Source organism: Rhodococcus sp. NPDC003382 (assembly GCF_053589135.1).
Window position 1 is genome coordinate 22392 of sequence record NZ_JBSFRH010000049.1, and the last position, 25661, is coordinate 48052.

The 25661-nt window shown below is 68.0% G+C and carries 24 protein-coding genes; 10 read left to right on the forward strand and 14 right to left on the reverse strand.

Going from position 1 to position 25661, the window contains the following annotated elements:
• Window positions 1-194: 194 nt before the first annotated feature.
• The 3 genes from ACWDUD_RS25340 to ACWDUD_RS25350 all read right to left on the reverse strand — a co-directional run bounded on the left by ACWDUD_RS25340 (window position 195) and on the right by ACWDUD_RS25350 (window position 4390).
• The gene (locus ACWDUD_RS25340; RefSeq protein ID WP_450111093.1) at window positions 195-3494 is read right to left on the reverse strand and encodes a protein kinase domain-containing protein; all 3300 of its coding nucleotides are present in this window, start codon (window positions 3492-3494) and stop codon (window positions 195-197) included.
• Window positions 3495-3722: 228 nt separating this feature from the next.
• Window positions 3723-4109: a VOC family protein gene (locus tag ACWDUD_RS25345; protein WP_197250050.1), complete on the reverse strand. Its 387-nt coding sequence runs from the start codon at window positions 4107-4109 to the stop codon at window positions 3723-3725.
• Entirely contained in the window at window positions 4106-4390 is a 285-nt protein-coding gene (locus tag ACWDUD_RS25350; RefSeq protein WP_450111094.1) for an ArsR/SmtB family transcription factor, read from the reverse strand. Before ACWDUD_RS25350 ends, ACWDUD_RS25345 begins: the two co-directional genes overlap by 4 nt.
• A 78-nt stretch (window positions 4391-4468) precedes the next feature.
• Here ACWDUD_RS25350 and ACWDUD_RS25355 point away from each other — a divergent pair, with 78 nt between their 5' ends.
• Window positions 4469-5392: a sigma-70 family RNA polymerase sigma factor gene (locus ACWDUD_RS25355; RefSeq protein WP_450111095.1), complete on the forward strand. Its 924-nt coding sequence runs from the start codon at window positions 4469-4471 to the stop codon at window positions 5390-5392.
• 20 nt (window positions 5393-5412) lie between these two features.
• Complete coding sequence (locus ACWDUD_RS25360) at window positions 5413-5829, forward strand: VOC family protein (RefSeq protein ID WP_450111096.1); 417 nt, start codon at window positions 5413-5415, stop codon at window positions 5827-5829.
• On the opposite strand, the gene ACWDUD_RS25365 is transcribed toward ACWDUD_RS25360, so the two are convergent.
• On the reverse strand, window positions 5751-6407 hold the full coding sequence (locus ACWDUD_RS25365) for a carboxymuconolactone decarboxylase family protein (RefSeq protein WP_450111097.1): 657 nt from the start codon (window positions 6405-6407) through the stop codon (window positions 5751-5753). The two genes, ACWDUD_RS25360 and ACWDUD_RS25365, sit on opposite strands and share 79 nt — an antisense overlap.
• A gap of 119 nt (window positions 6408-6526) precedes the next feature.
• On the opposite strand from ACWDUD_RS25365, the gene ACWDUD_RS25370 reads away from it, so the two are divergent.
• Together ACWDUD_RS25370 and ACWDUD_RS25375 are read left to right on the forward strand one after the other, a co-directional pair.
• The gene (locus tag ACWDUD_RS25370) at window positions 6527-7720 is read left to right on the forward strand and encodes a pyridoxal phosphate-dependent aminotransferase (RefSeq protein WP_450111098.1); all 1194 of its coding nucleotides are present in this window, start codon (window positions 6527-6529) and stop codon (window positions 7718-7720) included.
• A gap of 1 nt (window position 7721) precedes the next feature.
• Window positions 7722-8717: an AraC family transcriptional regulator gene (locus ACWDUD_RS25375; RefSeq protein WP_450111099.1), complete on the forward strand. Its 996-nt coding sequence runs from the start codon at window positions 7722-7724 to the stop codon at window positions 8715-8717.
• A 24-nt stretch (window positions 8718-8741) separates the two neighbouring features.
• On the opposite strand, the gene ACWDUD_RS25380 is transcribed toward ACWDUD_RS25375, so the two are convergent.
• The 3 genes from ACWDUD_RS25380 to ACWDUD_RS25390 all read right to left on the reverse strand — a co-directional run bounded on the left by ACWDUD_RS25380 (window position 8742) and on the right by ACWDUD_RS25390 (window position 10817).
• Window positions 8742-9167, reverse strand: a complete 426-nt coding sequence (locus ACWDUD_RS25380; RefSeq protein ID WP_450111100.1) for a VOC family protein — start codon at window positions 9165-9167, stop codon at window positions 8742-8744.
• Window positions 9168-9197: 30 nt separating this feature from the next.
• A complete protein-coding gene (locus ACWDUD_RS25385; protein ID WP_450111101.1) occupies window positions 9198-10241 on the reverse strand; it encodes a zinc-binding dehydrogenase in 1044 nt (347 codons plus the stop codon).
• A 177-nt stretch (window positions 10242-10418) separates the two neighbouring features.
• Entirely contained in the window at window positions 10419-10817 is a 399-nt protein-coding gene (locus ACWDUD_RS25390; protein ID WP_450111102.1) for a VOC family protein, read from the reverse strand.
• 169 nt (window positions 10818-10986) lie between these two features.
• On the opposite strand from ACWDUD_RS25390, the gene ACWDUD_RS25395 reads away from it, so the two are divergent.
• Complete coding sequence (locus ACWDUD_RS25395) at window positions 10987-12270, forward strand: competence/damage-inducible protein A (protein ID WP_450111103.1); 1284 nt, start codon at window positions 10987-10989, stop codon at window positions 12268-12270.
• A 70-nt stretch (window positions 12271-12340) separates the two neighbouring features.
• Here the strand turns inward: ACWDUD_RS25395 and ACWDUD_RS25400 are convergent, their stop codons facing one another.
• The 5 genes from ACWDUD_RS25400 to ACWDUD_RS25420 all read right to left on the reverse strand — a co-directional run bounded on the left by ACWDUD_RS25400 (window position 12341) and on the right by ACWDUD_RS25420 (window position 16786).
• A complete protein-coding gene (locus ACWDUD_RS25400) occupies window positions 12341-13186 on the reverse strand; it encodes a hypothetical protein (RefSeq protein ID WP_450111104.1) in 846 nt (281 codons plus the stop codon).
• Complete coding sequence (locus ACWDUD_RS25405; RefSeq protein WP_450111105.1) at window positions 13183-13980, reverse strand: MerR family transcriptional regulator; 798 nt, start codon at window positions 13978-13980, stop codon at window positions 13183-13185. Before ACWDUD_RS25405 ends, ACWDUD_RS25400 begins: the two co-directional genes overlap by 4 nt.
• Before the next feature lie 75 nt (window positions 13981-14055).
• Window positions 14056-15141 carry a 3-deoxy-7-phosphoheptulonate synthase gene (locus ACWDUD_RS25410; protein ID WP_450111106.1) on the reverse strand — a complete coding sequence of 362 codons (1086 nt, stop codon included), beginning with the start codon at window positions 15139-15141 and terminating at the stop codon, window positions 14056-14058.
• A 204-nt stretch (window positions 15142-15345) separates the two neighbouring features.
• A complete protein-coding gene (locus ACWDUD_RS25415; protein WP_450111107.1) occupies window positions 15346-15957 on the reverse strand; it encodes an acetate uptake transporter in 612 nt (203 codons plus the stop codon).
• A gap of 298 nt (window positions 15958-16255) precedes the next feature.
• Window positions 16256-16786, reverse strand: coding sequence for a TetR/AcrR family transcriptional regulator (locus ACWDUD_RS25420; RefSeq protein ID WP_450111108.1), 531 nt, complete (start codon window positions 16784-16786; stop codon window positions 16256-16258).
• A gap of 168 nt (window positions 16787-16954) precedes the next feature.
• Between ACWDUD_RS25420 and ACWDUD_RS25425 the strand changes: the two genes are divergently transcribed.
• The 3 genes from ACWDUD_RS25425 (at window position 16955) to ACWDUD_RS25435 (ending at window position 20976) form a co-directional block, all read left to right on the forward strand.
• A complete protein-coding gene (locus ACWDUD_RS25425) occupies window positions 16955-18082 on the forward strand; it encodes a cytochrome P450 (RefSeq protein WP_450111109.1) in 1128 nt (375 codons plus the stop codon).
• Between the two features lie 254 nt (window positions 18083-18336).
• Window positions 18337-19650 carry a M23 family metallopeptidase gene (locus ACWDUD_RS25430; protein ID WP_450111110.1) on the forward strand — a complete coding sequence of 438 codons (1314 nt, stop codon included), beginning with the start codon at window positions 18337-18339 and terminating at the stop codon, window positions 19648-19650.
• Between the two features lie 264 nt (window positions 19651-19914).
• Entirely contained in the window at window positions 19915-20976 is a 1062-nt protein-coding gene (locus ACWDUD_RS25435) for an NAD(P)H-dependent amine dehydrogenase family protein (RefSeq protein WP_374068481.1), read from the forward strand.
• 114 nt (window positions 20977-21090) lie between these two features.
• Here ACWDUD_RS25435 and ACWDUD_RS25440 read toward each other — a convergent pair whose 3' ends face one another.
• Window positions 21091-22044, reverse strand: a complete 954-nt coding sequence (locus ACWDUD_RS25440; protein WP_197250067.1) for an alpha/beta hydrolase — start codon at window positions 22042-22044, stop codon at window positions 21091-21093.
• Between the two features lie 67 nt (window positions 22045-22111).
• Window positions 22112-24526: an ATP-dependent Clp protease ATP-binding subunit gene (locus ACWDUD_RS25445; RefSeq protein WP_450111111.1), complete on the reverse strand. Its 2415-nt coding sequence runs from the start codon at window positions 24524-24526 to the stop codon at window positions 22112-22114.
• Between the two features lie 151 nt (window positions 24527-24677).
• Between ACWDUD_RS25445 and ACWDUD_RS25450 the strand changes: the two genes are divergently transcribed.
• Both ACWDUD_RS25450 and ACWDUD_RS25455 read left to right on the forward strand, forming a co-directional pair.
• The gene (locus tag ACWDUD_RS25450; protein ID WP_307845964.1) at window positions 24678-25136 is read left to right on the forward strand and encodes a MarR family winged helix-turn-helix transcriptional regulator; all 459 of its coding nucleotides are present in this window, start codon (window positions 24678-24680) and stop codon (window positions 25134-25136) included.
• Window positions 25133-25555, forward strand: a complete 423-nt coding sequence (locus ACWDUD_RS25455; protein ID WP_450111112.1) for an organic hydroperoxide resistance protein — start codon at window positions 25133-25135, stop codon at window positions 25553-25555. The genes ACWDUD_RS25450 and ACWDUD_RS25455 overlap by 4 nt, the downstream gene beginning before the upstream one ends.
• Window positions 25556-25661 lie beyond the last annotated feature (106 nt).

Below are 25661 nucleotides of genomic sequence, written 5' to 3' on the forward strand. Positions count from 1 at the left end.
CGTCGAATGGGCGCCCTTCGGCGGGGCCGGCGCCGAGGAACTGTTCATCACCTTCGGCGTGGGGCGGACCAGGTTCCTGCATCTGCTGCAGGCGGCGATGATGACGAGACCGACCGACTCCGTACGACTGCGCGCCACCAAGTCCGCTCTCCGCGACGAGCTCCTCAGCGCATGGCGGGGATCGACGCCGGGACCTAGTCGTGCGTCTGCTCCGCCACCCAGGCCGCGACCTGCGCCCGGGAGGTGAAGCCGAGTTTCGCCAGGATGTGCTCCACATGCCCTTGCGCGGTGCGCGGTGAGATCACCAACCGACGGGCGATGGCCTGGTTCGTCAGGCCTTCCCCGATGAGGTCGGCAACCTGACGTTCCCGCTTGGTCAGTCGCACCGACGCCTCGGTCTCACGCGTGGAGTCGGCCGGCGGTTGCTCGTGGAGCGCGTAGGCGATGGCCGCGTCGAAGCCGAGTTGTTCACCTCGGCCGAATGCCGCGGCGAATGCTTCGCGGCCGAGGTGCTGACGGGCCTTCCGCTCGGATTCCCGATGGTAGACAAGCAGATTGGAATGTATCACCGCAGCACTGCCGATCGACCGCGCCAATCCTTCCGCCGCCCCCATCAGGACCGCTGCCCGCTTCAGGTCGCCCAGGTCAGCGGTGATCCAGGCCAGCGCCTCGAGGCACGACGTGACCACGCGTGGGTACCGCACCTGCCGGGCCAGATTCAACGATTCCTCCAGGAGCTGCACCGCACGATCCGGTTCTCCCTGTCGCCACACGTCGACGGCCAAGGCCCACAGCGACAGTGACCGATACATCCTGTCGCCGTGTCTTTCGGTCATTGCCAGCACACGTTCGTGGCATTCGACGGCCTCCGGTATCCGGTCGGACAGCCCGAGGGCCAACCCCAGCGAATACAGCATGCCTACCTCGCGGGTGGGTTCCGCACGTCCACGGAAATGGGCGAGGGCGGCCTCGAGGTGGGAAACAGCGTGCGGGAGGTCGCCACTGTGGAGCGCCAGCGAGCCGTCGGCGGCATCGACCAGAGCGCGCATCAGGGGATCGTCGGTCTGCGCGGTCAGCCTGCGCCCGGTCTCCAGGAACCCGGCTGCCGCCTGCAGGCCGCCCTGCACACTGGCCATCACGGTGGCACGGTAGAGCGTTTCGACCCACTCGACCGTGGGTGGCCCGCTCTGGCGGGCGAGCAACCGCTCGTACCAGCGTCCCCCCTCGTTGTAGAAGCCTTGGGAGGCCCAGAAGAGATAGAGCTCGCCGGCGATGCGCAGCCCGGCGGCGGGGTCGTCCTCGAGGCTGAATTCGAGGGCCTCGCGCAGGTTCGGCAGTTCCCGCTTGAGGCGGGCGATCCAGTCGAGCTGACGCTCGCTGAACCATTCGGCCCGCGCGGCGATTGCCAACGCCTCGTACCAGTCCCGGTGCCGGCGACGCAATGCGAGATCCTCGCCGGACTGCTCGAGCTTCTCGACGCCGTAGTCGCGCAGCGTCTCGAGCATCCGGAATCGCACCACCGACCCGGCCTCCTCCCGGATCAGAATCGACTTGTCCACCAGGGAGGTCAACATGTCGAGCAACTCCCCCACCGCCAGCCCTTCCCCGCACACGTGCTCGGCCGCGTCGAGATCGAAACTGCCCGCGAACACCGCCACCCGACCCCACACGAGTTGTTCGGTGGCAGTGCACAATTCGAAACTCCAGTCGATGCACCACCGCAGGGTCTGCTGCCGCGTCGGCGCACCCCGGCTGCCGCGGGTCAACAGGGCGTAACGGTCGGTCAATCGCTCCAGGATCTGCTCGGGCGACAGGGCCCGCAACCGGGCCGCGGCCAGCTCGATCGGCAGCGGCAACCCGTCGAGCCGGTGACAGATCCCGGCCACCGCCGCCGCATTCTCCTCGGTCAGCGCAAAACCCGGCACGGCGACCGCAGCCCGGTCGACGAACAACTTCACCGCATCGAAGCGGGGCAGCCCCCGCAACGAGAGTGACCGCTCCGGATCCGGAACGCCCAGCGGCGGAACCCGCAGCACCGTCTCCCCGCCGAGCCCCAACGGTTCGCGGCTGGTGGCCAGGACTCGCACCCCCGGACACCGTCGCAGCAGCACCTCGACCAGCTCGGCTGCCGCGTCGATCACGTGCTCGCAGTTGTCGAGGACCAGCAGCATCTGCTGCGGGGCGAGAAACTCGAGCAGCGCCTCCTGCACCGGCCGCGCCGAATGGTCCCGAAGCCCCACGGCGGTGGACACCGCGTCGAGCAGCAACGACCCGTCGTGCAGCGCACCGAGCTCGACCAGCCGCACGCCGTCGGCGTAGTCGCGCTGCACTGCGGCCGCGACGTGCACCGCGAGGCGCGTCTTGCCCACCCCGCCGATCCCGGTCAACGTCACCAGCCGCGACCCGGTCAGCAGATTCTTCGCCTCGGTCAGTTCCTGCCGGCGGCCGACGAAACTGGTCAGGTCCAGCGGCAGATCACCGGTCACGCCCGCCGCGGCGGCAGCCGTGGTCCGACGTCGCTCGCGTGGCCCCGGTTCCGAGTCCCCGGTCTCCGCGACGACTCCGGACCCGACAGACGCGACCCCTCCCTCGTTCTCGGTGGGCAGGGCCATCTCGTCGACCGGGAAACCGTGGTGGCGCTGCAGCAGCCGCAGCTCCTCGCCGAACTCGGCGGCGGTGGCCGGGCGCTCCGCCGGAGTCCGGACCATTGCCCGCGCGATCGCCTCCGACACGTCCTCGGGGATTCCGTGCTCCCGCAGCTCCGGTACCGGTTGCGTGGTGATCCGCAGGAACTGTGCGACCACCTGCTCCCCGCTGCGGCGCTCGAACGCGGCATGGCCGGTCAGCGCACTGAACACGGTGGCACCGAGACCGTAGACGTCGGCCGCCGGACTCGGCGGGTCCCCGGCCAGCACCTCCGGCGCGGTGTAGGCCGGCGACCCGGTCACCGCACCGGTGGCGGTTCGGAAACCACCGGCGATCTGCGCGACACCGAAGTCGGCCAGCTGGGGTTCGTCGTAGTCGGTGAGCAGAATGTTCGCCGGTTTGATGTCGCGGTGCACGATGCCGAGGCGGTGCGCCGACTCGATCGCACCGGCCATCTTCACCCCGAGCCGCAGGGCCTGATCCAGCGGCAGCGGACCGAGGCTGCGGATCCGCGCATCGAGAGACCCCCGCCGGTGGTACGGCATCACGAGGTAGGGACGGCCGCTGCCGGTGGTGCCGACCTGCAGGATGTGAACGATGTTCGGGTGCCCGGTCAGCCGGCCCATCGCCTGTTGCTCCCGGAAGAACCGCGCCCGGTTCTCCTCGTCGAGATCGACGGTGAGCACCTTGACCGCGACCGTGCGATGCAGGTCCGTCTGGGTGCAGCGGTAGACCACTCCGAACCCGCCGTGGCCGATCTGCTCGACCCCTTCGAAACCGGCAGCGGTCAACTCCCCGGCCGGGTCGGGTGGGTATGTCTGCGTGTCGAGCGGATCCGCTGCGCTCATCGGACGAGCTACTCACTCCGTCGACTCGTAGTTCGCACGCACCGGTCCCGACGGCACGACCGGCGCAAGTTCCTCCGTACGCCCCACCTCGTGGGCGTCTCCTCAAGGATATCGCCGCGTGTCGTCCGGGGATCACGCCGAATTGGGGTCGACCGAGGACGCCGTTGCGTCGCGAAGGAGCACCTGACGCGAACTACATCTGGACACAACAGATGTTGCGACTCGCAACTATTTCTCGGCGACGATCTGGATGAGATTGCCGCACGTGTCGTCGAAGACGGCGACGACCGCGGTGCCGATGTCCGTGGGCGGCATCGTGAACTCGACGCCCTTGGCGGTGAGCCGGGCATGCTCGGCCTCCACGTCGTCGACGGCGAACTGCGCCAACGGGATTCCGTCCTCCCGCAGTGCGTCACGATACGGCTTGACCGCCGGGTGCCCCGCGGGTTCGAGCAGCAGCTGCGGTCCGTCCGGAGCATCGGGCGAGACGACGGTGAGCCACGAGGCGTCACCGATCGGAATGTCGTGGTGCTTCACGAAACCGAGCACGTCGGTGTAGAAGGCGAGGGCCGCTCGCTGGTCGTCGACGAACACGCTCGTCAGGTTGATCCTCATCGGTCTGTCCTTTCGCGAGTGGGCCACCGCTCGGTGATCTGCGCGAGCGGTGCGGGGTCGAAGTAGTGGAACTTGGATCGTCCGCGTCGCTCCGTGACGACCAGCCCGGCGGCCTCGAGCACCGCGAGATGCTGCGAGATCGCCTGGCGCGTGAGACCGAGTCCGTGACGCATCGCGAGCACGGAACAGATCTCGAACAGCGTGCGGCCGTCGCCGGCCGCGAGTTCGTCGAGGATGATGCGGCGCGTCCGATCGTCGAGCGCGTGGAAGACGTCGGCCACGAGCCCCACTATAGGCAAGTAACCACTTGCCTATCAAGGGCCGCCCGACCCACGACCGGGCGTCGTACCATCGGACCCATGCGCGCTGCGTCGCTCGTCGATTCGTTCGAGGAACACCGGCCCCACCTGTTGTCGGTCGCGTACCGGCTCACCGGCAGCGTCGCCGACGCCGAAGACGCCGTCCAGGATGCCTGGCTACGCCTGGACGGCGCGGATTCCGACGGCATCGAGGACCTGCGGGCATGGCTGACCACCGTCGTCGGCCGGTTGTGCCTGGACCGCCTGCGCTCCGCGACGGTCCGGCGCGAAAAGTACATCGGCCAGTGGCTGCCCGAACCGATCGTCACCCCGCTGACCGGCGCCACACCCCCGGATCCGCTCGAACGAGTCGTGCAACTCGAGGACAACCGCCTCGCCGCGCTCGTCGTGCTCGACACCCTCACCCCCGCGCAACGGGTCGCGTTCGTCCTGCACGACGCGTTCGCCGTACCGTTCGGCGAGATCGCCGACATCCTCGGGGTGGAACCCGCCGCCGCCCGGCAACTCGCGTCCCGCGCGCGCCGCGTCGCGGGCGCCGCACCCCCACCGGTGAGCGACGACGAGCACAACGCCGCCGTGCAGCGGCTCATGGAGGCGATCGCCACCGGCGATCTCGAGGCGGTCGTCGCGGCACTCCACCCCGACGCCCGCATGATCGGCGATGCGAACGGCACCACCCGCACCGCCGTCAACGTCATCGTCGGACCGGAGAAGGCCGCCCGGTTCTTCCTCGGCCTCGTCCAGAAGTACGGCGAACAGTCCCTGCTCGGCTTCACACCCGCCCTGGTCAACGGGCAGCTCGGTTTCGTCAACAGCGGATCCCCCGGTGACGCGACCCACCAGGGCTTCCCGGGCCGCATCATGGCGTGCACGGTCGTCGACGGACAGGTCTGGGCGGCCTACGACATCGCGAACCCCGAGAAGCTGCGGCGCGTCAAGGTGCCGTCCCCCTGGACCGACTGACAAGAGCTGGGAGCACCCGCATGGAACAGCGCCTGAGCTTCGTGACCCTGGCCGTCGACGACGTCGCCCGCAGCCGCGCGTTCTACGTCGACGGGCTGGGCTGGACGGCGACCGTCGATGCTCCGGGCGAGGTCCTCATGATCCAGGTCGGTGCGCACATCGTCCTGTCCCTCTGGGATCGTGCGCACTTCGAGGCCGAGGTCGGCGGAACCACGTCCCGCGACGGCATCCCTCCGGTCACACTCGCGCACAACGTCGCATCCCGCGACGAGGTGGACAGCGTGCTCGCCACGGCCCGTGCCGCAGGCGCCGGAACCGTCACCGGCGGCACGGACCGCGAATGGGGCGGTTACACCGGCTACTTCTCCGATCCCGACGGCTTCCGCTGGGAGGTCGCCTGGAATCCGGGGCCGGTCGGCGAACTCGTGCTGCCCTGAGCGGCCGACTGGTCCGCCCACGGCACGCGGCAGGCGTCGGTGCTGAAGCCCTGGTCGTGGATGCCCAGCGCCGAGTTCATGCGGGCCCGCATGTTCTCCAGCGCGATGTTGTAGGTCAGTTCCACGAGCCCGGCCTGCCCGAAGCGGCGTTCGAGGTCGGCGACCTGCTCGTCGGTGACGTCCTCGCGAACGTTGCCGGTCATCGCATCGGCGTACTCGATCGCGGCGCGTTCGTCGTCGCTGTACAGGTCCGAGGTCTTGTAGTCGGCGATGTGCTCCAGTCGCTCGGTGTCGAGTCCGTCGAGGCGCTGCAGCATCGTCCCGAAGTCGACGCACCACGAGCATCCGATGTTCCAGGCCGTGCGGTACACCGCGATCTCCCGCACGTTCTTCGGCAACACCTTCGACGCCCGCTGCGCGAGCATTTCGTGCACGGCGTTGCTGCGCATCAGGCCCGGGTGGTGGGCGAGCACCGTGAACGGCTCGGGCACCTCCCCGAACATCCGCGCGGCCATCTTGTACGCGACCTTGGTCGCAGGGCCGGCCTGGTCGGGGGTCACCACGGGAATGCGAGCCATGATCGTCTCCGTTCGTCACCGGCCCCGTATGGGCCGTTCATCTTCTTGGACGAGGTAGCCTTCCCGAATGTGACACTACTGCCCGATCGAACCGACCGCACCCCCGCTACGCTGGCAAAATGGCTGAGATGACGTCACCGCGACCGGTCCGCACGGTCAACCGGCTCCGACCGTTCGCGTCCACGATCTTCGCCGAGATGACCTCCCTGGCCATCCAGCACGACGCGGTGAACCTGGGGCAGGGTTTCCCCGACACGGACGGTCCTGCGGCGATGCTCGAGGTGGCCCGTCAGGCCATCTCCGACGGCGTGAACCAGTACCCGCCCGGCCCGGGCATGCCGGAGTTGCGCCGCGCGATCACCGACGATCGCGCCGCCCGGTACGGACTCGAATACGACCCCGACGGCGAGGTACTGGTCACCGTCGGCGCGACCGAGGCGATCAGCGCCGCGATCCTCGGGCTCGTCGAACCCGGTGACGAGGTGCTGCTCACCGAGCCGTACTACGACTCGTACGCCGCGTCGGTGGCGCTGGCCGGAGCGACCCGGCGCGCGGTCCCCCTGGAACGCTCCGGATCCGGTTTCGTGCTCGACGTCGACGCGCTGCGCGCCGCGGTCACCGACCGCACCACCATGCTGGTCGTCAACACCCCGCACAATCCGACGGGCACCGTGTACGACGACGCGACGCTGACCGCGGTCGCCGAACTCGCGTGCGAACGAGATCTGCTGGTGCTGTCGGACGAGGTGTACGAACATCTGGTGTTCGACGGTCGCCGGCACACCCCGCTCGCGTCGTTGCCCGGCATGGCCGAACGCACCGTCACCGTGTCGAGCGCGGCGAAGATGTTCAACGTGACCGGCTGGAAGATCGGCTGGGCGCTCGGGCCGCGCGAGCTGATCGACGGCGTGCGCGCCGCCAAGCAGTTCATGTCGTTCGTCGCCGGGGCACCGTTCCAGCCGGCGGTCGCGTACGCGCTGAAGCACGAGCAGGCCTGGGTCGCCGCACAGCGCGACGACCTGCAACGCCGGCGCGATCTGCTGTCCACGGCACTGGCCGACGCGGGATTCGGTGTACTCGATTCGGCCGGAACATATTTCGTGTGCGCGGACGTCACCCCGATCGGCGTCACCGACGCTGTCGAGTTCTGTCGCAGCCTGCCCCGGCGGATCGGTGTCGCCGCGGTGCCGGTGAGCGCGTTCGTCGATCATCCCGAACGGTGGAATCATCTGGTGCGGTTCGCGTTCTGCAAACGCGACGAGATTCTCACCGAAGGTGTGCGACGGCTGCGGACCCTGCGGGAGGCGCACTGACGTGTCGGCTCCCACCATTCCGTCCGATTTCGTGAGCCGGGCGGTCCAGCTCGCTGCCGCCGAAGGAGTCGATCTGGCGCCGGCGCTGGATGCGGCGCGGATCAGCCGGGCGGTACTGGCGCAGCCGCACGCGCGCCTCACACCCGAGCAGGTCAGCCGGTTCACCCAGGTGACGTGGCAGATCACCGACGACGAACTGTTCGGACTCGGCTCGGGACCGGTTCCGCGTGGATCCTTCCGGGTGATGTGCCTGACCCTCATCCACTGCCCCGACCTGTCGCATGCCCTGACCCGCATGGTCGAGGTCAACCGGGTCATGCGGACGCTGCCGACCCTGACGCTGACGCCGGGGCCGGAAACGACCTTCCTGGATGTCGGGCTCCCCGACGTGGTGACCGAAAAGACCCGGGTCACCGTCGATTTCCTGTTGATGCTGCTGCACCGCTTCGCGGCGTGGCTGGTCGGCGGGCGGGTGCGCCTGGAATCGGTGGAAATGCCCTATCCGCAACCGGATCCGGTGCTCGCCCGCAGTTACGACGCGATCTTCGGTGTCCCCGTCACGTTCGGCGCCGACCGCGCGGCGCTGGAAATCGACAATGCCGCGCTGCGGTCGCCGCTCGTGCAGTCCGAGAGCAGCCTCGAAGAATATCTGCGCGAGTCACCGAATCTCATGCTGTCGGAACGTGATTACGAGTCGACCGCGTCGGCGCAGGTACGTCGCATCTTCGAGTCGGGCATCAAGGGACGCACGGCCAGCGCGGAGGACATCGCCGACATGCTGTCGGTGAGCGCCCCGCACCTGCGTCGCCTGCTGCGGCAGGAGGGCACGTCGCTCGGCCACCTCCGTGAGGAAGTACTGCGGGACGCGGCCATCGCCGGCCTGCGCCGCGGTGAGTCGGTGGACGATCTATCCGCACGACTCGGCTTCTCGGAACCGAGCGCGTTCCGGCGCGCGTTCAAGCGCTGGACCGGATCCACACCGCGCAGCTTCCGCTGACCTGCGGGCGGGCCCCGACCTCGGTCAGGCCACGCAGAATTCGTTTCCTTCCGGATCGGTCATGGTGACCCACTCGTACGGGCCCTGGCTTCCTCGGTACAGGACGGTCGCACCGGCCGCGACGAGCTTGTCGACGAGCGCGTCGCGGTCGTCGCCGGCGCGGATGTCGAAGTGCAGCCGGTTCTTCACCGTCTTGCCTTCCGGCACGAGCTGGAACAACACGCGCGGCCGGGCCGGGGTTTCCGGATCGGAGATCGCGGCACCGATCTTCCACACCAGTTTGCCTTCGAAGATCTCGGTATCGTCCTCCCGGGCCTGTCCGGCGGCGATGAGACCGCGGATGAAGTTCTCGTCGCTCGGCTCGACCCGCCATCCCAGCGCTTCTGCCCACCATTTCGCCTGCGTATGCGGGCTGTTCGAATCGACCGTCACCTGAAATTCGTATCCCATGTGCCGACGATACGACCGGGTACCGACAGATCAGGGACGGACGAGAATCCTGATCGGGTTGCCGACGTGGTTGTGCAGCTTCTCGATTCCCTCCGCGACGTTCTCGAGCGGCACGATCTCGCTGATCGAACGGGACAGATCGAGCCGGCCGCGGGAGACGAGCTCGGCGAGGACTTCGATGTCGACGTTCTTGTAGCCCAGGTGCCCGAGCACCTGCTTCTGCGACAACCCGAAGTTCGCGGTCGGGCCGAGCGACGCCTCCTGACCGCTCAATCCGACGACGACCACCCGCCCGCCGCGGCGCACCGCCCCCAGCGCCTGATCGAATGTGACCTTCAGACCCGCGGAATCGAACGCGACGTCGAGACCCTTGCCGTTCGTCGCCTCGGTGATCTTGGCGGGCAGGTCGAGGTCGCGGGTGTCGAAGGCGTAGTCGGCGCCGAGCTCGAGCGCCCGGTCGAGGACGACGGGATCGATGTCGAGGGCGATGACCGGGACGGCGCCGACGAGCCGCGCCAGCTGCACGATGTGCGTACCGACCCCGCCGACGCCCCACACGCCCACGGCCTCGCCGACCCGGACCTGCCCGGTCCGCACCACGGCGCCGTAGGGGGTCGAGACGGCATCGGCGAGAATCGCCGCCTGCTCGAACGAGACGTTGTCGGGGATGCGGGTCAGGCCGCCGGCCTGCGCGACCGTGTACTCCGCCCACGCGCCGTCGTAGGCGAAGGCCATCAGCTGGATGTTCTCGCAGTTGGTCAGGTCGCCGCGGCGGCAGCTGCGGCACTGGAAGCACGGGCGCCCGGCGGACGGAATCACCCGATCACCGACCTGCCAGCCGGTGACCCCGGCGCCCAGGGCGGCGATGGTGCCGGATGCTTCGTGCCCCTGCGTGACGACCGGCAGCAGCGGCGGGAAGGTGCCGTCGAGCAGGCTCAGATCGGAATGGCAGATCCCGCAGACCTCGACCTTCACCAGTACTTCCCCGGACCCGGGCGAGGGAATCGGAACATCTTCCAGGACATTGGTTTTCGAATCGGCATAGAATCTCGCTGCCCGCATGGTGTCGGCCATCGTCCCTCGTTCGTGTCGGCAACCCTCGTCGCTCGCGACCCTACTACCGCGACGGCCCGCGCGGTCGCCATGTGTGTTTTCCGGTTCCGGGTGGACCGAGCAGGCGCCGAATCCGGCGGCGCGGAGGCGCAGTTCGGCGCCGGAGGTGTTGCGGCACCGGCAAAGGGTCCGGGACGCTCAGCCCCGTGCGGACGGGTCCATCCAGAAGATCTGCCAGGAGTGGCCGTCCGGGTCGTCGTAGCTGCGACCGTACATGAAGCCGTGATCCTCGCTGTCCCCTGCAGCACCGCCCGCGGCGACAGCACGATCCACCAGCGCGTCCACCTCCTCACGGCTGTCGGCGCCCAAGCAGATGACACATTCCTTCACCTCGGAGGCGTCCGCGGTCCGCGCCGGATGGAGAGAGTCGAAAGAGTCGCGCGCCATCAACATCGCGAACTGGTTCTCACCCAGTACGAGCACCAGCGCGCGGCCGTCGCTGAACTTCTCGTCGAAGGTGTAACCGAGGTCTGTGAAGAACTGCCGCGAGCGATCGATGTCGGCGACAGGCAGGTTCACGAAGATCGTCGAGTGCATGGAAAGGCTCCTCCGGTCCGCGGCATCCGAAACCGGACGCCGTCACAGGGCTGGACTCCCCGCGCCCCCGAAACTCATCGGTCCGCGGCGAACGGCATCGCGTTGTGTCCCGGGAGTGTCGCCGACGCCTACGGCTGATCTGGGACGCCTCCCGACTAGGCTCGACGCCGTGAGCGTGCGTGCAGGAATAGTCGTGACCGGGACCGAGGTACTGACCGGGAGGATCGCCGACCAGAACGGACCGTGGTTGTCCCAGCAGCTCCTGACACTCGGCGTCGACGTCGCCCACATCACGATCTGCGGCGACCGGCCCGCCGACCTGATCGCACAACTGCGCTTCCTCGCCGATCAGGGCGTCGACCTCATCGTCACCAGCGGAGGGCTCGGCCCGACCGCCGACGACCTCACCGTCGCGACCGTCGCCGATTTCTGTAACCGTGAGCTGCTGCTCGACCCCGAACTCGAAGAACACATCGCGGGTGTCATCGGCCGCTTCCGTCCGAACACCCCGGACCTGGACGCAGGGCCGACGCGTATCGGGATCCGCAAGCAGGCGCAGGTTCCCGCCGGTGCCACCGCCTTGCCGCCGACCGGCACAGCGCCGGGCGTGGTAATCCCAGCAGTGGGCGGTGACCGGCCGATCCCGACGTTCGTGATCCTGCCCGGGCCGCCCGGAGAGTTGCAGGCGATGTGGCCGAGCGCGGTCACCTCACCTGCGGTCGCCGAGGTACTGTCCCGAGCCGACGACCTGCAGCAGGAAACCGTGCGCGCCTACGGATTGCACGAGGCACAACTCGCCGAGACACTGCGCCGGGCCGAAGCAGAGATCGCCGCCTTCGACCGACTCGAGATCACCACATGTCTTCGAGGCGGTGAACTCGACATGGTGACCCGATTCGCCTCCGGCGACGCGGACGTCTACCGCCGTCTTCTCGGTGTTCTCACCGAACACCATGGGCGCCAGATCTTCTCGACCGACGGCTCCACCATCGACGACCAGCTGGTCGCCGTCCTCGGTGGCCGGTCGATCGCGACCGCGGAGTCGTGCACCGGCGGACTCGTCGCTGCGCGTCTCACCGCCCGACCCGGGTCGTCGGCCTATGTCATGGGCGGCGTCGTCTCGTACTCCAACGACGCCAAGTCCGAGCTGATCGACGTACCGGCCGAGATGATCGCCGCGCACGGCGCGGTCAGCGAACAGGTCGCCGCAGCGATGGCCGAGGGCGCCCGACGCCGTCTCGAAGCCGACGTCGCGGTCTCCACCACCGGGATCGCCGGCCCCGCCGGCGGCACCGACACCAAACCGGTGGGCACCGTCTGCTTCGGCGTCGCGATCGACGGACGACCGACCTACACCGTCACCCGCCAGTTCCCCGGGGACCGCGAACGGGTCCGAACCCTCACCACCACGGCCGCACTGCATCTCGTTGTCGCACAACTGAAACGATTTTGAGTCTGCACCCGAGCCACCTCCCCACCGCTCTCGCCAACTTCCTCGACGCCGGGACCGCGACTCGTCGGCTTCAGCCCGTCGAGGTGATCCCGGTTTCGCTCCGCAGTGCGGCGAATGCAGCGCGGAGGTCTTCGGGGTCGTCGACCTGCAACGCCACGCGCCCGACCTGAGCGGTGGCGCGCCGGCGTTCGAGCAGATGGGGCAATCTCACCTCGATCGGTTCGCGCAGCAGCACATCGACATTGGTGCCGTCCGGGCCCGGCAGATACAGCACGTCGTCCTCCGCGATCGGGGAGGTGTGGCCGAACCTTCTGTGCACCCTCGCTCCGTGGATGTTCTCCGAACGGACGGTCGCCACGACCTGGTGACCCGAGCGGATCGTGAAGCGGGTGTCGTCGAGCAGGTGTGGGTGTATGACCCGTGAGGCGAGGATGCCGCACATCGGCACGAATCCGTACACCGAGACGAGCAACAGGGTGGTGCGCAACCACGGCCACGGCACGAGCAGGTGGATGGCGACGGTCTCGACGACACACGCGATCAGGAAGGCGATGGGCATGCCCATCGTGCCCTTGGTGTAGTCGATCGCGACGACGCCGTCGTGCAGGCCGTCGCGGCGTCGCCGGGCGAACAGCCACAGCGATCGGTAGGCGCGCAGTTCCGCGCGGATCAGGTCGGCAGCGGGGCCGGCAAGGTCGTCGAGCACGGCGTTCCATGAGGCACCGGATCGACGCAGCGCCCGGACCCGCACGACGGTGAGGATGCCGACGAGGGCGAACAGTGGGAGTTCAACGGCGAGCCACAGCACGAACGCGGCGCCGGGCGCGAGGACGCCTACGGCGGCGAGCACCGCGTTCGTCAGCGCCGTCAGGATCGCCACCACCAGCGCGCCGCGGTGGATCCGCTGCGCGGTCACGACTTCACCGCCCGCGCGGCGATCGTCTCGATGACCCGTACTGCGACGGCGCGCTGCGCGGGATCGGGCAGGAACTCGGCCATGTGGGGACTGTCGGCCATGTCGGCGGCCGCGGTCGTCGCCCATTGGGCGAACATCCCGTCCAGGTCGGCGAGGTCGTCGAAGAAGGCGGCCAGGGCGTCGGCGACCTCCTCGATCTCCTCGGTCACGGTGGCAGGGTCGCGGCCGGCGAGCGAACCGAACCGGCGATACAGGGCGACCACCTCGTGCCGGCGTTCCGGGTCGGTCAGGGCTGCGGTTGCGGCGTCGACGAAGGGTTGCGGGGTCTGCCCGGACAGCACGAGGATCTCCCAGCTGGCGCGTTCCCGGACGAACAACTCCCGCGCGCGCGGATCGGTCTCGCCGTCGACGAGTTCGGCGAACGCCTGCGCGAGCGGCGCGGACAGCGGCGAGAGCGGTTCACCGCGCCGGTGCAGGTCCAGCATCGCCGCGAGCGAATCGCGTTTGACCTGCAGGACTCGCTGCTGTTCCTCGACGGCGGCGAGCAGCGCTTCGAGGTCGGCTCCGAGGTCGTCGGTGTCGTCGGCGGCACCGAGTACCGTGGCGACGGATCCGAGTGGCACCCCGGATTTGGCGAGCCAGCGGATCCGCATGAGCCGGACCAGGTCCTCCAACGAATACACGCGGTACCCGTTGGAGGACCTCGGCGGTTCCGGCAGCAACCCGAGCCGGTGGTAGTGCCGAACCGTCCGGACGGTGGTCTCGGCCGCCTGCGCGAGCTCGCTGATTCTCATGCCCCCAGCATCAACCCTGACGTTGCGTCAGGGTCAAATCTCCCGGTGGGCATGGGAGTGGGGTGGAGCGAGCCGTCAGGCGCGACGTGCGCGCACGGCGGCGGCGAGACGATCGAGCTGGTCGGCGGTGGTCGCCCAGTCGATGCACGCGTCGGTGATGGACTTGCCGTACTCGAGCTCGTCGGCCTTGCCGAGGGTCAGGTCCTGACGACCCGCCTCGATGAAGCTCTCGAGCATGAGTCCGACGATGCCCTTCTCCCCCGCGACGATCCGCTCGGCGATGTCGGTGACGACGTCGACCTGCTTCTCGTGGTTCTTGCTGCTGTTGCCGTGGCTGGCGTCGACGACGACCCGCTCCGGCAGACCCGCCTTGCGCAGCCGGGCGAGGGTGTCGGCGACCGTCTCGGCGTCGTAGTTCGGTCCGCTGCTGCCGCCGCGCAGGATGACGTGGCAGTCGGGGTTGCCGACGGTCTGGATCAGCGCGGCCTGGCCGTCGAGGTCGGTGCCGGGGAACACGTGGCTGGCGGCAGCGGCGCGCGTGCCGTCGACCGCGACCTGGACGTCGCCCTCGGTGGAGTTCTTGATGCCGACGGGCATGGACAGCGCCGAGCACAGCTGGCGGTGCACCTGGCTGGCGGCGGTGCGGGCACCGATCGCGCCGTAGGTGACCAGGTCCGCGTAGTACTGCGGGAGGATCGGGTCGAGGAACTCGCAGCCGACGGGCAGACCCAGGCTCGACACATCCAGCAGCAGCTTGCGGCCGATCCGCAGACCGGTGTTGATGTCGTACGTGCCGTCGAGGTGCGGGTCGTTGAGCAGGCCCTTCCAGCCCAGCGTGGTGCGCGGCTTCTCGAAGTAGACGCGCATGACGATGTGCAGGTCGTCGCGCAGTTCGTCGGCCTTCGCGGCGAGACGGCGGGCGTAGTCCATCGCGGCGGCCGGATCGTGCACGGAGCACGGTCCGACGACGACGAGCAGGCGGTCGTCGGTGCCGTCGAGGATGCCGACGGTGTCGGCGCGACCCGAACGCACGGTCGCGGCGGCGACCTCGTCGGGGGCATGCTCGGCGCGCACGACGGACGGCGCCACGAGGGGGCTGATCCGCACGGTGCGCTGCTCGTCGAGATTCGAGGTCGAGATGCGGTCGATTTGGGTGCTCATGGGGTTCGGTTTCCTGTTCTCAGGCCGACCCACGAGAAGATGAGATTCCAGCGAGCCGGTCCGTTGTCCGGCTCGTAGGTGGTGAAGTCAGCGCTCGGTTACGCCGACCGACCCACCCCGGGCCGGCCTGCTAAACCAAAAATATGCGCGCTGCATGACGACGAGGGTAACAGACGCGTCCGCACCCGTCGGATCGGACCCCTGTCAACGTGGACCCGTGGGCAGGACTACGCGCCCGAATGTCGTGCTGAGTACCCCGGCAGCGGAGCAGTACCACGCGCCGACGGCAGCGGCGAGGCCGAAGTAGCCACCGACCCTCGTCAGGCCGGTCACCTCCAGTAGCGCTCCGAGTGTCAGGAATACGAAAGCGACGAGGAGCACCGAGAAGGTGACGAAGAGGCCAATGCTGATCCGGGTGCTGGCAAACCACATGTAGAGGGTGAAGATGGTCCAGCCCAGCAGGAAGATTCCCACCCCCACGTGCCTCTCGTCGCCCATGTCCTCGGTGACGTAGGTGACCAGGTACCAGAAGCTCAGCCAGAAGGCGCCGTACGAGCTGAAGGCCGTCGCCCCGAAGACGTTGCCCTTCAGGAATTCCCACATTCCGGCGGCGAGCTGGGTGAGACCGCCGTAGAACAACGCCACCCCGAAGACGGCAGCTTCCGCATCGGACGAGATGAATCCGGAGTTGGCGCAGGACAGGATGAACGTGGTGAGGGCAAAGGCCGCCAGACCCAAAGGCCCGGGGTCGGCGATGTGAGCGCCTCTGTGAATGGGGACGGCGATTTCGTTGGGGTCGTCTTCGGTGTACGGCATCCGCCGGCTCCTTTCGGAGAAAGGACCCGGCACAGGCTCCCGGGGCCTCACATCGGATGATTCGAATATCTACAAGTGTGCGCCTCGGCCATCGGTGTGCGCGGGGCAATCGGATGCCACTTCCTGTCGGCAACCTCCCCGGGTGCAACCGATCGAGTCGGCTGCATATATCCGAAATGCCGGAGCATCCGCTGCCGGCGGGCAATCGAAGCGAGTGACCGGTTGTAGCGCAACAGAGTTGGACGATATCCGCAGATGCCGTAAACAGATCCGGGTGTGGCGGTCGCCGGTGGCAATTTCAGTGACGGTCGATCCCGGCCACTATCGAGTCGATGAGGCGATTCTCCTCGACCGGATCAGCCGGCCAGAGGAGCAGCGTCATGAACGATCTGACGGCGAATTCGGTCGAGGTGGTGTCGGATGGATCGATCCCGATGAGTTCGGCTGCAAGCGTGGCAACCGTATCCGAGATGATGGCGGTGGGTGCCATCGTGATCAGGTGACCCGAGCGTAGGAACTGCCGAATCACTCGGTCCTGTCGGAGTTCTCGTAGTGCCACCGAGATCGCAACGCTTGCTCGGTTGCGACCGTCAAGGCCTGCGGTCGCGGTGCGGACGGCGGTGACGATGTGAGCCGATGCGGTCATCAGGACGGACTCGATGACGGCCGTGCGACCGCCGGCGTGCCGGTAGACGGTCGCTCGCGAACAGTGTGCGTGCCGAGCGAGATCGTTGATGTCGAACTCGGCCACTCCACGCCTGGCGATCAGTTCTGCAGCGCAAGCGATCAGGCGGTCTCGGGCGACGTCGGAGCGCTTCCCGTCGATCAACCAGTCATAACCCACTGTCTCAGTATGAGACATCAGCAGATCGTTCTCGGCGGATCGGCGCAGGTCACAGGCCCGCGTTGAGACACGTACCGCGAACGGTGAATCCAGACGTATCGACTTGGTGGCGAGGGGTTGTCAGCAGACGTCTCCGGTACGCAGCCTCGACGTATGCATGATCTCGACGATCCGTACGGCTACCTCGCGCAGCTCCGAGATCGGGACCCGGTCCATCGACTCGGTGACTCGCCGTTTTTTCTGGTCACATCGTGGGACCTGATCGCCGAAGCCGTGAGTCGACACGATGAGTTCTCGTCGAACCTCACTGCGACGATGGTGTGGCACCCCGACGGCACAGTCACCGAATTTCCCATCGCCGAACTCGGGTCGCCACTGCATGTACTTGCCACCGCCGACGAACCTACGCACCGCATTCACCGGGCGCTGGTGATGCCGTCTCTGACTGCCCGGCGGATCAGCCGCCTGGAGCCGTTCATCTCCGAGACGCTGAGCGCGCTGTGGACCGCAGGCCTCCAGCAAGGACGTATCGATTGGGTTCGCGCGGTCGCACAGCGTCTACCGATCAGTGTGGTCGCCGAACTGCTGGGCTTTCCCGCCTACGACACCGACGACCTCGTGCGGTGGTCCCTGGCCAGTACCGTTCTTCTCGACGGCGTGGTCACCGCCGACCAACTCGAAGCAGCGACACAGGCCGTCGGCGAACTCGGCGTGTATCTCTCGGAGGCATTCGGCGCAGCCATGGAAGAGCCCGGCCACAACGTGATGGGAGACCTCGCCCGCACGGTCGGCGCCGGGGACCTCGACCACGACACAGCGGTGATGATCCTCATCCAACTCGTCACCGCGGGCATCGAATCCACCGTGAGCCTGATCGGTAACGCTGCCTGGCTTCTCGGAACCCACCCCGACATCCAACGTGAGGTGCGCGCCGATATCGCTCTCCTTCCGCGGTTCGTCGAAGAAGCACTGCGACTCGAGTCACCCTTCCGTGGCCACTACCGGCACGTCGTTTCCGACACCACCCTGGGTGGGGTCGCGCTGCCCGCAGGTTCACACCTCTATCTGTCGTGGGCGGCGGCGAATCGCGACGATGCGACCCTCGACGTCCCGAATGCCATCGACCTCGGCTCGACAACTCACCGCCCTCACATGGCCTTCGGGAAGGGGATTCACCATTGCGTCGGAGCCGCCTTGGCTCGGCTCGAGGGCAACATGGCGCTCGAACACCTCCTCGGCGCCACCACTGACTTCAACATCGACGACCAGGAACCCGAATAGGAACACAGCCTGCTGGTCCGACGTCTTCGAACCCTGACGCTCGGGGTGACGCAATGAAACTTCTTCCTGAAAGCGGAAACTTCTTCCTGAAAGCGAACCCGCCGAGAACGCGTGGACGTCCGGTTGATCACGCGAACAAGACTGCGTCTACGGGGACGGGTTCTCGACCGCTACAGCGGCACCACGGCCGAAGGTCCGAAAAGCCAGTTATGTCCTGGTACTTTCTTGCGAAACCGAAGAAACGGAGTTCCAGCGTGACCATCCGCCGCGTCCCCATGCTTCTCGTCTCGCTCACAGCCTCCGTCGCACTCGTCGGGGCCGGATGTTCGTCGGATTCGGACGCCGGTTCGACGACCACCGCGCCGCCTCCGGCCGGTTCCGTCGCCGGCGTGACCGTGCCGGATGCCTTCACCGCGCTCACCCTCGACACGATCGGGAATCCGCCGCTGCCGTTCCGCGGAACGGACGGCAAGTACCACGTGGTCTACGACCTGCAGCTCACCAACGCCACCAAGGTGCCGGCGAGCCTGGACAGGATCGACGTGGTCGACGGCGAGGATCCGACGAAGGTGATCGCCAGTTTCTCCGGTTCCGCGCTGGTCGATCCGGCCTGTGTCTTCGGCGACTGCAATCGACTGCGCGACCTGCCCGCAGGCTACGTGGACAGCAACGCGATCCCGCCGCAGGAAAGCCGGGTCCTGTTCGTCGACTTCACCCTGGACTCCCTCGACCAGGCACCGAAGGCCCTGCTGCACCACCTCTACGGAACCGGCGCTGCCTCACCGGCATTCGGGACCCCGGGACCGATCGACTACCTGACGACGCCGATCGCCGTCTCCACACAGACCGTGCCGGTCATCGCTCCCCCGGTCCGTGGCGACAACTGGATCGCACTCAACGGATGCTGCGAACCGGGTTTCCCGCACCGCAGTTCGCTGATGTCGGTCAACGGCAAGCTGAACAACAGCCAGCGCTTCGCGATCGACTGGAAGCGCACCAATGAGCAGGGCGAGTTCTACACCGGCGACAAGACCAACAACGAGAGCTACGTCGACTACGGGACCGACATCCTCGCCGTCGCCGACGGCACCGTGGTCTCGATCCTCGACGGGATGGAGGCGAATGCCCCGGGTGTCCTGCCCGCGAGCAATCCGGAACTGGCGGCGAAATTGACCGTCGAGAACGTCGACGGCAACCACGTCGTGCTCGACCTGGGCAACGGCGTGTACGCCATGTACGCCCACATGATCTCCGGGTCGGTCACGGTGAAGCCCGGCGACAAGGTCACCGAGGGCCAGGTGCTCGGCAAGCTCGGCAACACCGGCAACGCGAACGCATCCCACCTGCATTTCCAGTTGATGGACGGTCCGAGCCTGCTCGAGGCGGATTCGCTGCCGTACGAGATCAAGGGCTTCGACTACGACGGGCAGGTCGCGCCACAGCAGATCGCCGATGCGGACGACTACCTGAGCGGCACGTTCCTGCAGGGCAAGCTGCCGGAACCGGAGTCGCGGACCGACGAGTTGCCGCTGAACCTGGCGATCGTGGACTTCCCCGAAGCCGGGTGATATCGCCCTGCCTTCAGGGCACCCTCGATCGTCGGATCCGCCTGTGCGAAAGGCGTCCCGCACATGGACGGTGATGTCGCCGGTCTCCTGTTCCATCGGGTGAGCCCGATTCCCTGAGAATATGACCGTTCTCCTGCTACAGTCCGGCCACCCCGTGAGGAGAATTGCGTTCTCACAGTGCGGCCGGAGGTGCTCACCGACGGCCGGCACGACCGTTGAACACCCCACCCGCCCAGCCGGGGCGGCGCCGGCATGGAGGAACCAGTGACGAAACTGCGAGTTGTCCAATGGACCACGGGAAAGGTCGGCAAGCTCAGTTTGCGCGGAATCCTCGACGACCCCCGGCTGGAATTGGTCGGGGTCTACGCCTACTCGCCCGAGAAGAACGGGGTGGACGCCGGCTCCCTGTGCGGTCGCCCCGACACCGGAGTCGTCGCCACGACCGATGTGGACGCGCTGATCGCCCTGGATCCCGACGTGGTGATCTACACGCCGTTCATGGCCGACCTCGATCACGCCGTGCGATTGCTGGAGAGCGGCCTCAACGTGATCAGCACCAATCTGTTTCTCAATGTCGGTGGGATCCAAGGAGAAACGGAGAAACAGCTGGCCGCCGCCTGCGAGCGCGGAAACAGCTCGCTCTACATCTCCGGTGTCAACCCCGGCTGGATCAACACGATGGTGACGGCGATGACCGCGGTGTGCCGAGACGTGGAAAGGGTGTCGATCTTCGAGTCGGCCGACGTATCGGTCTACGAATCGGCCGAGACCTGGCAGGCACTCGGCTTCTCGCTGCCCGAAGCGACGCCCGAGGCCGTGGAAATGTCGAAGCTGTGGCTGAGCACCTTCCGCGACTCGGTCCGTCGCATGGCCACCGCTCTGGGCTACCGACTGGACGACATGGAGTTCTTCATCGAACACGCCACGGCGTCGACAGATGTCGATCTCGGTTGGCTGCGCATCGACAAGGACACCATCGCAGCGATACGCGCCGGCTGGAACGGCACGATCGGAGGCAGGACGGTCGTCCAATCCAACGTCGCGTGGTATCTCACCAAAGAGCTCAACACGGACTGGCAGTTCGACGACAACCACTATCACGTCATCATCAAGGGTGAGCCCGAAGTGCAGACCCGCATCCGGTTCGTCCCTCCCGACACGTGGGGCAACCACGAATGGGACACGATGACGGCGATGCCCGCAGTCAACGCGGCCTTCGACGTGGTGGCCGCCCCGGCAGGGATCTCGACCCTCAAGGACATCGGTCTGGTCTGCGCACCTGCAGGAATCTGGCTGGACCACTCTGCGGAGTCCACACCGATGTGACACGGGAACAACCGGTTGCCTGACCCACCGCGGAGGGGAATCACGCTGACCCCCTCGGCGCGCCCCACCCCGTGCGCGTTTTCGGTAGTCACCGCTACCGAAAACACGCACGGGTCACAGGGTTCGGCGCAGGAACTCCACGACGTCGCGGGCCGCGGTGTGCGCCGCGGGCGCGACGCCGGGCAAGGCGACGAAACCGTGGATCGTGTCGGGATAGTGGTGGTGCTCGGTCTCCACCCCCGCCGCCCGTAGTGCGTCCGCGTAGCGGAATCCGTGGTCGCGCAACGGATCGTGCCCGGCGGTGAGGATCAGCGTCGGCGGCAGTGATTCGTGCGAGGCGGCGCGGATCGGGGACGCCCGCCAGTCCTCGGTGCCGTAGCCGTCGCCGAGGTAGAGCCGCCCGAACGTCCGCATCTGCTTCGACGTGAGCAGCGGCGCGTCCGCGTGGGCATCCTCGGACGGCCACCGCTCGTACATCTCCACCGCCGGATACACGAGCACCTGGGCACGCAGCGCGGGGCCGTCGGTGTCGCGGGCGTGCAGGGCCGCGACCGCGGCCAGGTTCCCGCCCGCGCTGTCGCCCATGACCGCGATCCGGGCCGGATCCCCGCCCAGTTCGGCCGCGTTCGCCCGCACCCACTGCAATGCCGTCCACGCGTCGTCGACCGCCGCCGGATACGGGTGTTCGGGGGCGAGGCGGTAGGTCGGGCACACGACGATCGCCCCGGCCTGCGCGGCGACCCGGCCCGCCATCCAGCGGGACTGCTCCGGCGATCCGATGCACCAGCCGCCGCCGTGGTAGTTCACCACGATCGGGCGCGGTCCGGTGCCGGCCGGGGTGTGGATGCGCAACCGGATTCCGTCGTCGATGTGCCGATCCGCCACGACCACCCCCGCCGCGTCCGTCCCGACGACGAGCCGTCCCGGTGCGGAGGCGATCAGCCGGGCCCGGCGTGCCCGCAACGCGACCATCTCCGGACCGTCGGACGGCTCGCGGGCCAGGACCCGCAGGACGGCACCGAACAGCCGGGTGCGGGCGGGCAGCGGCAAGACGGGGATCTGCTCCATCCCGCGAATATAGAACGTGCGAAAGTGCCCCTCGCCCGATTCGGGCGAGGGGCACCTGTCCACGTGCTTACCGGACGACGAGTTCGCCGTCCTCCACCGCGACCGTCACAGCGCTGCCTTCGACGAGTTCGTCGTCGAGCAGCAGGTCGGCGATGCGGTCGTCGACCTCGCGCTGGATGGCGCGGCGCAACGGCCGGGCCCCGAACTCGGGCTGGTGGCCGCGCTCGGCGATCCAGTCGACCGCGTCGGCCGCGATCTCGAGCTCGATTCCCTTGGCCTGCAATCGTGCCCGCGACTCGTCGAGCAGCAGATCCGTGATGCGGTGCAGCTGGTCGGTGTCGAGCTTGCGGAACAGCACGATCTCGTCGATGCGGTTGAGGAATTCCGGTCGCATCGATTCGCGCAGCCGACCCATCACCCGGTCCCGCAGCGGCTTCTCGGCGGCTTCGGCGTCACCGGTGGTGAAGCCGAGCGCCCCGCCGCGGCTGGAGATGATGTCCGAGCCCAGGTTGCTGGTCATGATCACCACGGTGTTGGTGAAGTCGACCGTGCGACCCTGGCCGTCGGTGAGCCGGCCGTCGTCGAGCACCTGCAGCAGCGTGTTGAACACGTCCGGGTGTGCCTTCTCGATCTCGTCGAGCAGGACCACCGAGTACGGGTTGCGCCGCACCTGCTCGGTGAGCTGACCGGCCTCGCCGTAGCCGACGTACCCGGGCGGGGCACCGACGAGGCGGCTGACGGTGTGCCGTTCGCCGAACTCGCTCATGTCGATGCGCAGCATCTTGTTCTCCTCGCCGAACAGCACCTCGGCCAGTGCCTTGGCCAGTTCGGTCTTGCCGACGCCGGTCGGCCCGAGGAACAGGAAGCTGCCGACGGGCCGGTGCGGATCCGACATGCCGGCGCGGCTGCGTCGCACGGCCCGCGCGACCGCGCGCACCGCTTCGTCCTGCCCGACGACGCGCTTGTGCAGTTCGTCCTCGAGATTACGCAACCGGTCCTTCTCGGCCTGCGTCATGCGGGTCGCCGGGATTCCGGTTGCCCGCGAGACGATCTCGGCGATCACCTCGGAGTTCACCTCGGGCGCCTCGGCCGTCGGGTCCGCCTGACCGAGACGTGCCTGCACGGAAGCGATCTCGTCGCGCAGACGCGACGCCTGCTCGTACTGCTCCGCCTTGACGGCCTCGTCCTTCTCGGCCTCGAGCGCCGCGAGGCGGTCCCGCAGCTCGACGGTGTCGACGCGCGGCGTACGCAGCCGCAGCCGGGCACCGGCCTGGTCGATCAGGTCGATCGCCTTGTCCGGCAGGTGCCGGTCCGGCAGGTACCGGACGGACAGGTCCACCGCGGCGTCGAGCGCGTCGTCGGTGTAGACGACGCCGTGGAACTCGGCGTACCGGTCACGCAGGCCGCGCAGGATCGCGACGGCATCCGCGTGGGTGGGTTCACCGACGGTGACGGGCTGGAACCGCCGTTCGAGAGCAGGGTCCTTCTCGATGTGCTTGCGGTACTCGTCGAGGGTCGTGGCGCCGACGACGTGCAGCTCGCCGCGCGCGAGCTTCGGCTTGAGGATGTTGCCCGCGTCCATGGCGCCTTCGCTGCCGCCGCCGCCCGCACCGACGACGGTGTGGATCTCGTCGATGAACACGATCAGCTCACCGGACTGCGCGGTGATCTCGTCGAGCACGTTCGTCAGGCGTTCCTCGAAGTCGCCGCGGTAGCGGGTCCCGGCGACCATCGCGGTCAGATCGAGCTGGACGATGCGCTTGTCGCGCAGGCTGTCCGGCACGTCCCCGTCGACGATGCGCTGGGCGAGTCCTTCGACGATCGCGGTCTTGCCGACACCGGCCTCACCGACGAGCACCGGGTTGTTCTTGGTGCGCCGGGACAGGATCTCGACGGTCTGCTCGATCTCGTCGGCCCGGCCGATGACCGGGTCGATCTGCCCGTCCCGCGCACGGGCGGTCAGGTCGACGCCGAACTTGTCGAGGGTCGGGGTGGTGGACTCGGCCTGCGGCGGCGCGGTGGCCGGTTGCAGGGCGGCCTGCAGCGACTGCGGGGTCACCCCCAGCGACGCGAGCAGCCGGCCCGGGCCGCGGGTGCGGTCGGCGGCGAGCGCGAAGAACACGTGCTCGGGATCGATGTAGGTCGAGCCGAGCGCGCGTGCGAGTTGGTGCGCCTCGAGCAGCGCGGTCCGGACGGTGCCGCTGAGCACCGGCGCGGTCGCACCGTCTCCGGCGCCCGGCGCCGGGAGGCGTTCGTCGACGGCGGCGACGACCGCGGTGGGATCGGCTCCGGCGCGGGTCATGAGCGTCCGGGCCGGGTCCTGCTCCGCCATGACGCGGAGAATGTGCAGCGCATCGAGGTCCGCGTCGCCGCGTTCGGTGGCGAAGCGTGCCGCAGCGGCCATGAGGTCCTGCGTGCCGCGGCCGAGGAAGCGGGAGATGTCGATGCGGCCAGGGCCACCAGGCCCGAAGAATGACGGCATTCCGAAGCCTTTCTTTCGAGACTTGAGTCTTACGAACTCAACTAACGTGCCGGATCCCCGATCAATTCCCGGAGATGCGTGAGCTGCATCACCCAGATGGTTGCGCCCATTCATATTGTGCACAACATAACCGTGCACTACATTCATGGTCGTGTCCGACGCATTCGCTCTCGACCAGCAGGTCTGCTTCGCCCTCTACACCGCCTCGCGGGCCACCACCGCCGTCTACCGGCCGCACCTCGACCGGCTCGGCATCACCTATCCGCAGTACCTGGTGATGCTGGCGCTGTGGGAACGCGACGGTCGCGGGGTCCAGGACCTGTGCGATGCGCTCGATCTCGATACGGGGACACTCTCGCCGCTCCTCAAGCGGCTCGAAGCCGCCGGGCTGATCGAACGACGCCGGCAGAGCACCGACGAACGCCGCGTCGTCGTGCACCTGACCGACGCCGGCACCGAGATGCGCTCGGCCGCGCAGGACATCCCGGAATGCATCGCCCGGGCATCGGGGCTCGACATCGCCGAACTGGTCGCCCTGCGCGACACGCTCCACCGAATGACCGCGGCGCTCCACACCGCAACATCGACAACGACAGGGAGCACGACATGAACGTCCTCTACACCGCCGAAGCCCTCTCCACCGGCGCCGGCCGCAACGGCAACGTCCGCACCGCCGACGGCCGCCTCGACCTGCAGCTCGCCATGCCGACCGAAATGGGCGGCTCCGGCGACGGCACCAATCCCGAGCAGCTCTTCGCCGCCGGTTACGCCGCGTGCTTCCACTCGGCGCTGCAGCTCATCGCGCGGCAGGAGAAGGCAGACATCACCGACTCGGCCGTGGGAGCGCGCGTGGGCATCGGCCCGAACGACGACGGCGGCTTCGAGCTGACCGTCACGCTCGAGGTCACCCTCCCGAACGTGCCGCGCGAGCAGGCACTCGCGCTGACCGAGAAGGCGCACCAGGTGTGCCCGTACTCCAACGCAACCCGCGGCAACATCGAGGTCGCTCTCGAGGTGTCGGAGGACTGACCTCCCCGCGGTGTGGGGGTGTGTTGGGGGGGGGGGGCGGGGCGTCCGGGCTCGGCGCCCGGGGCCCGGGGGGTGGGGGGGGTTTTGAGTTTGTCTTAAAATAGTT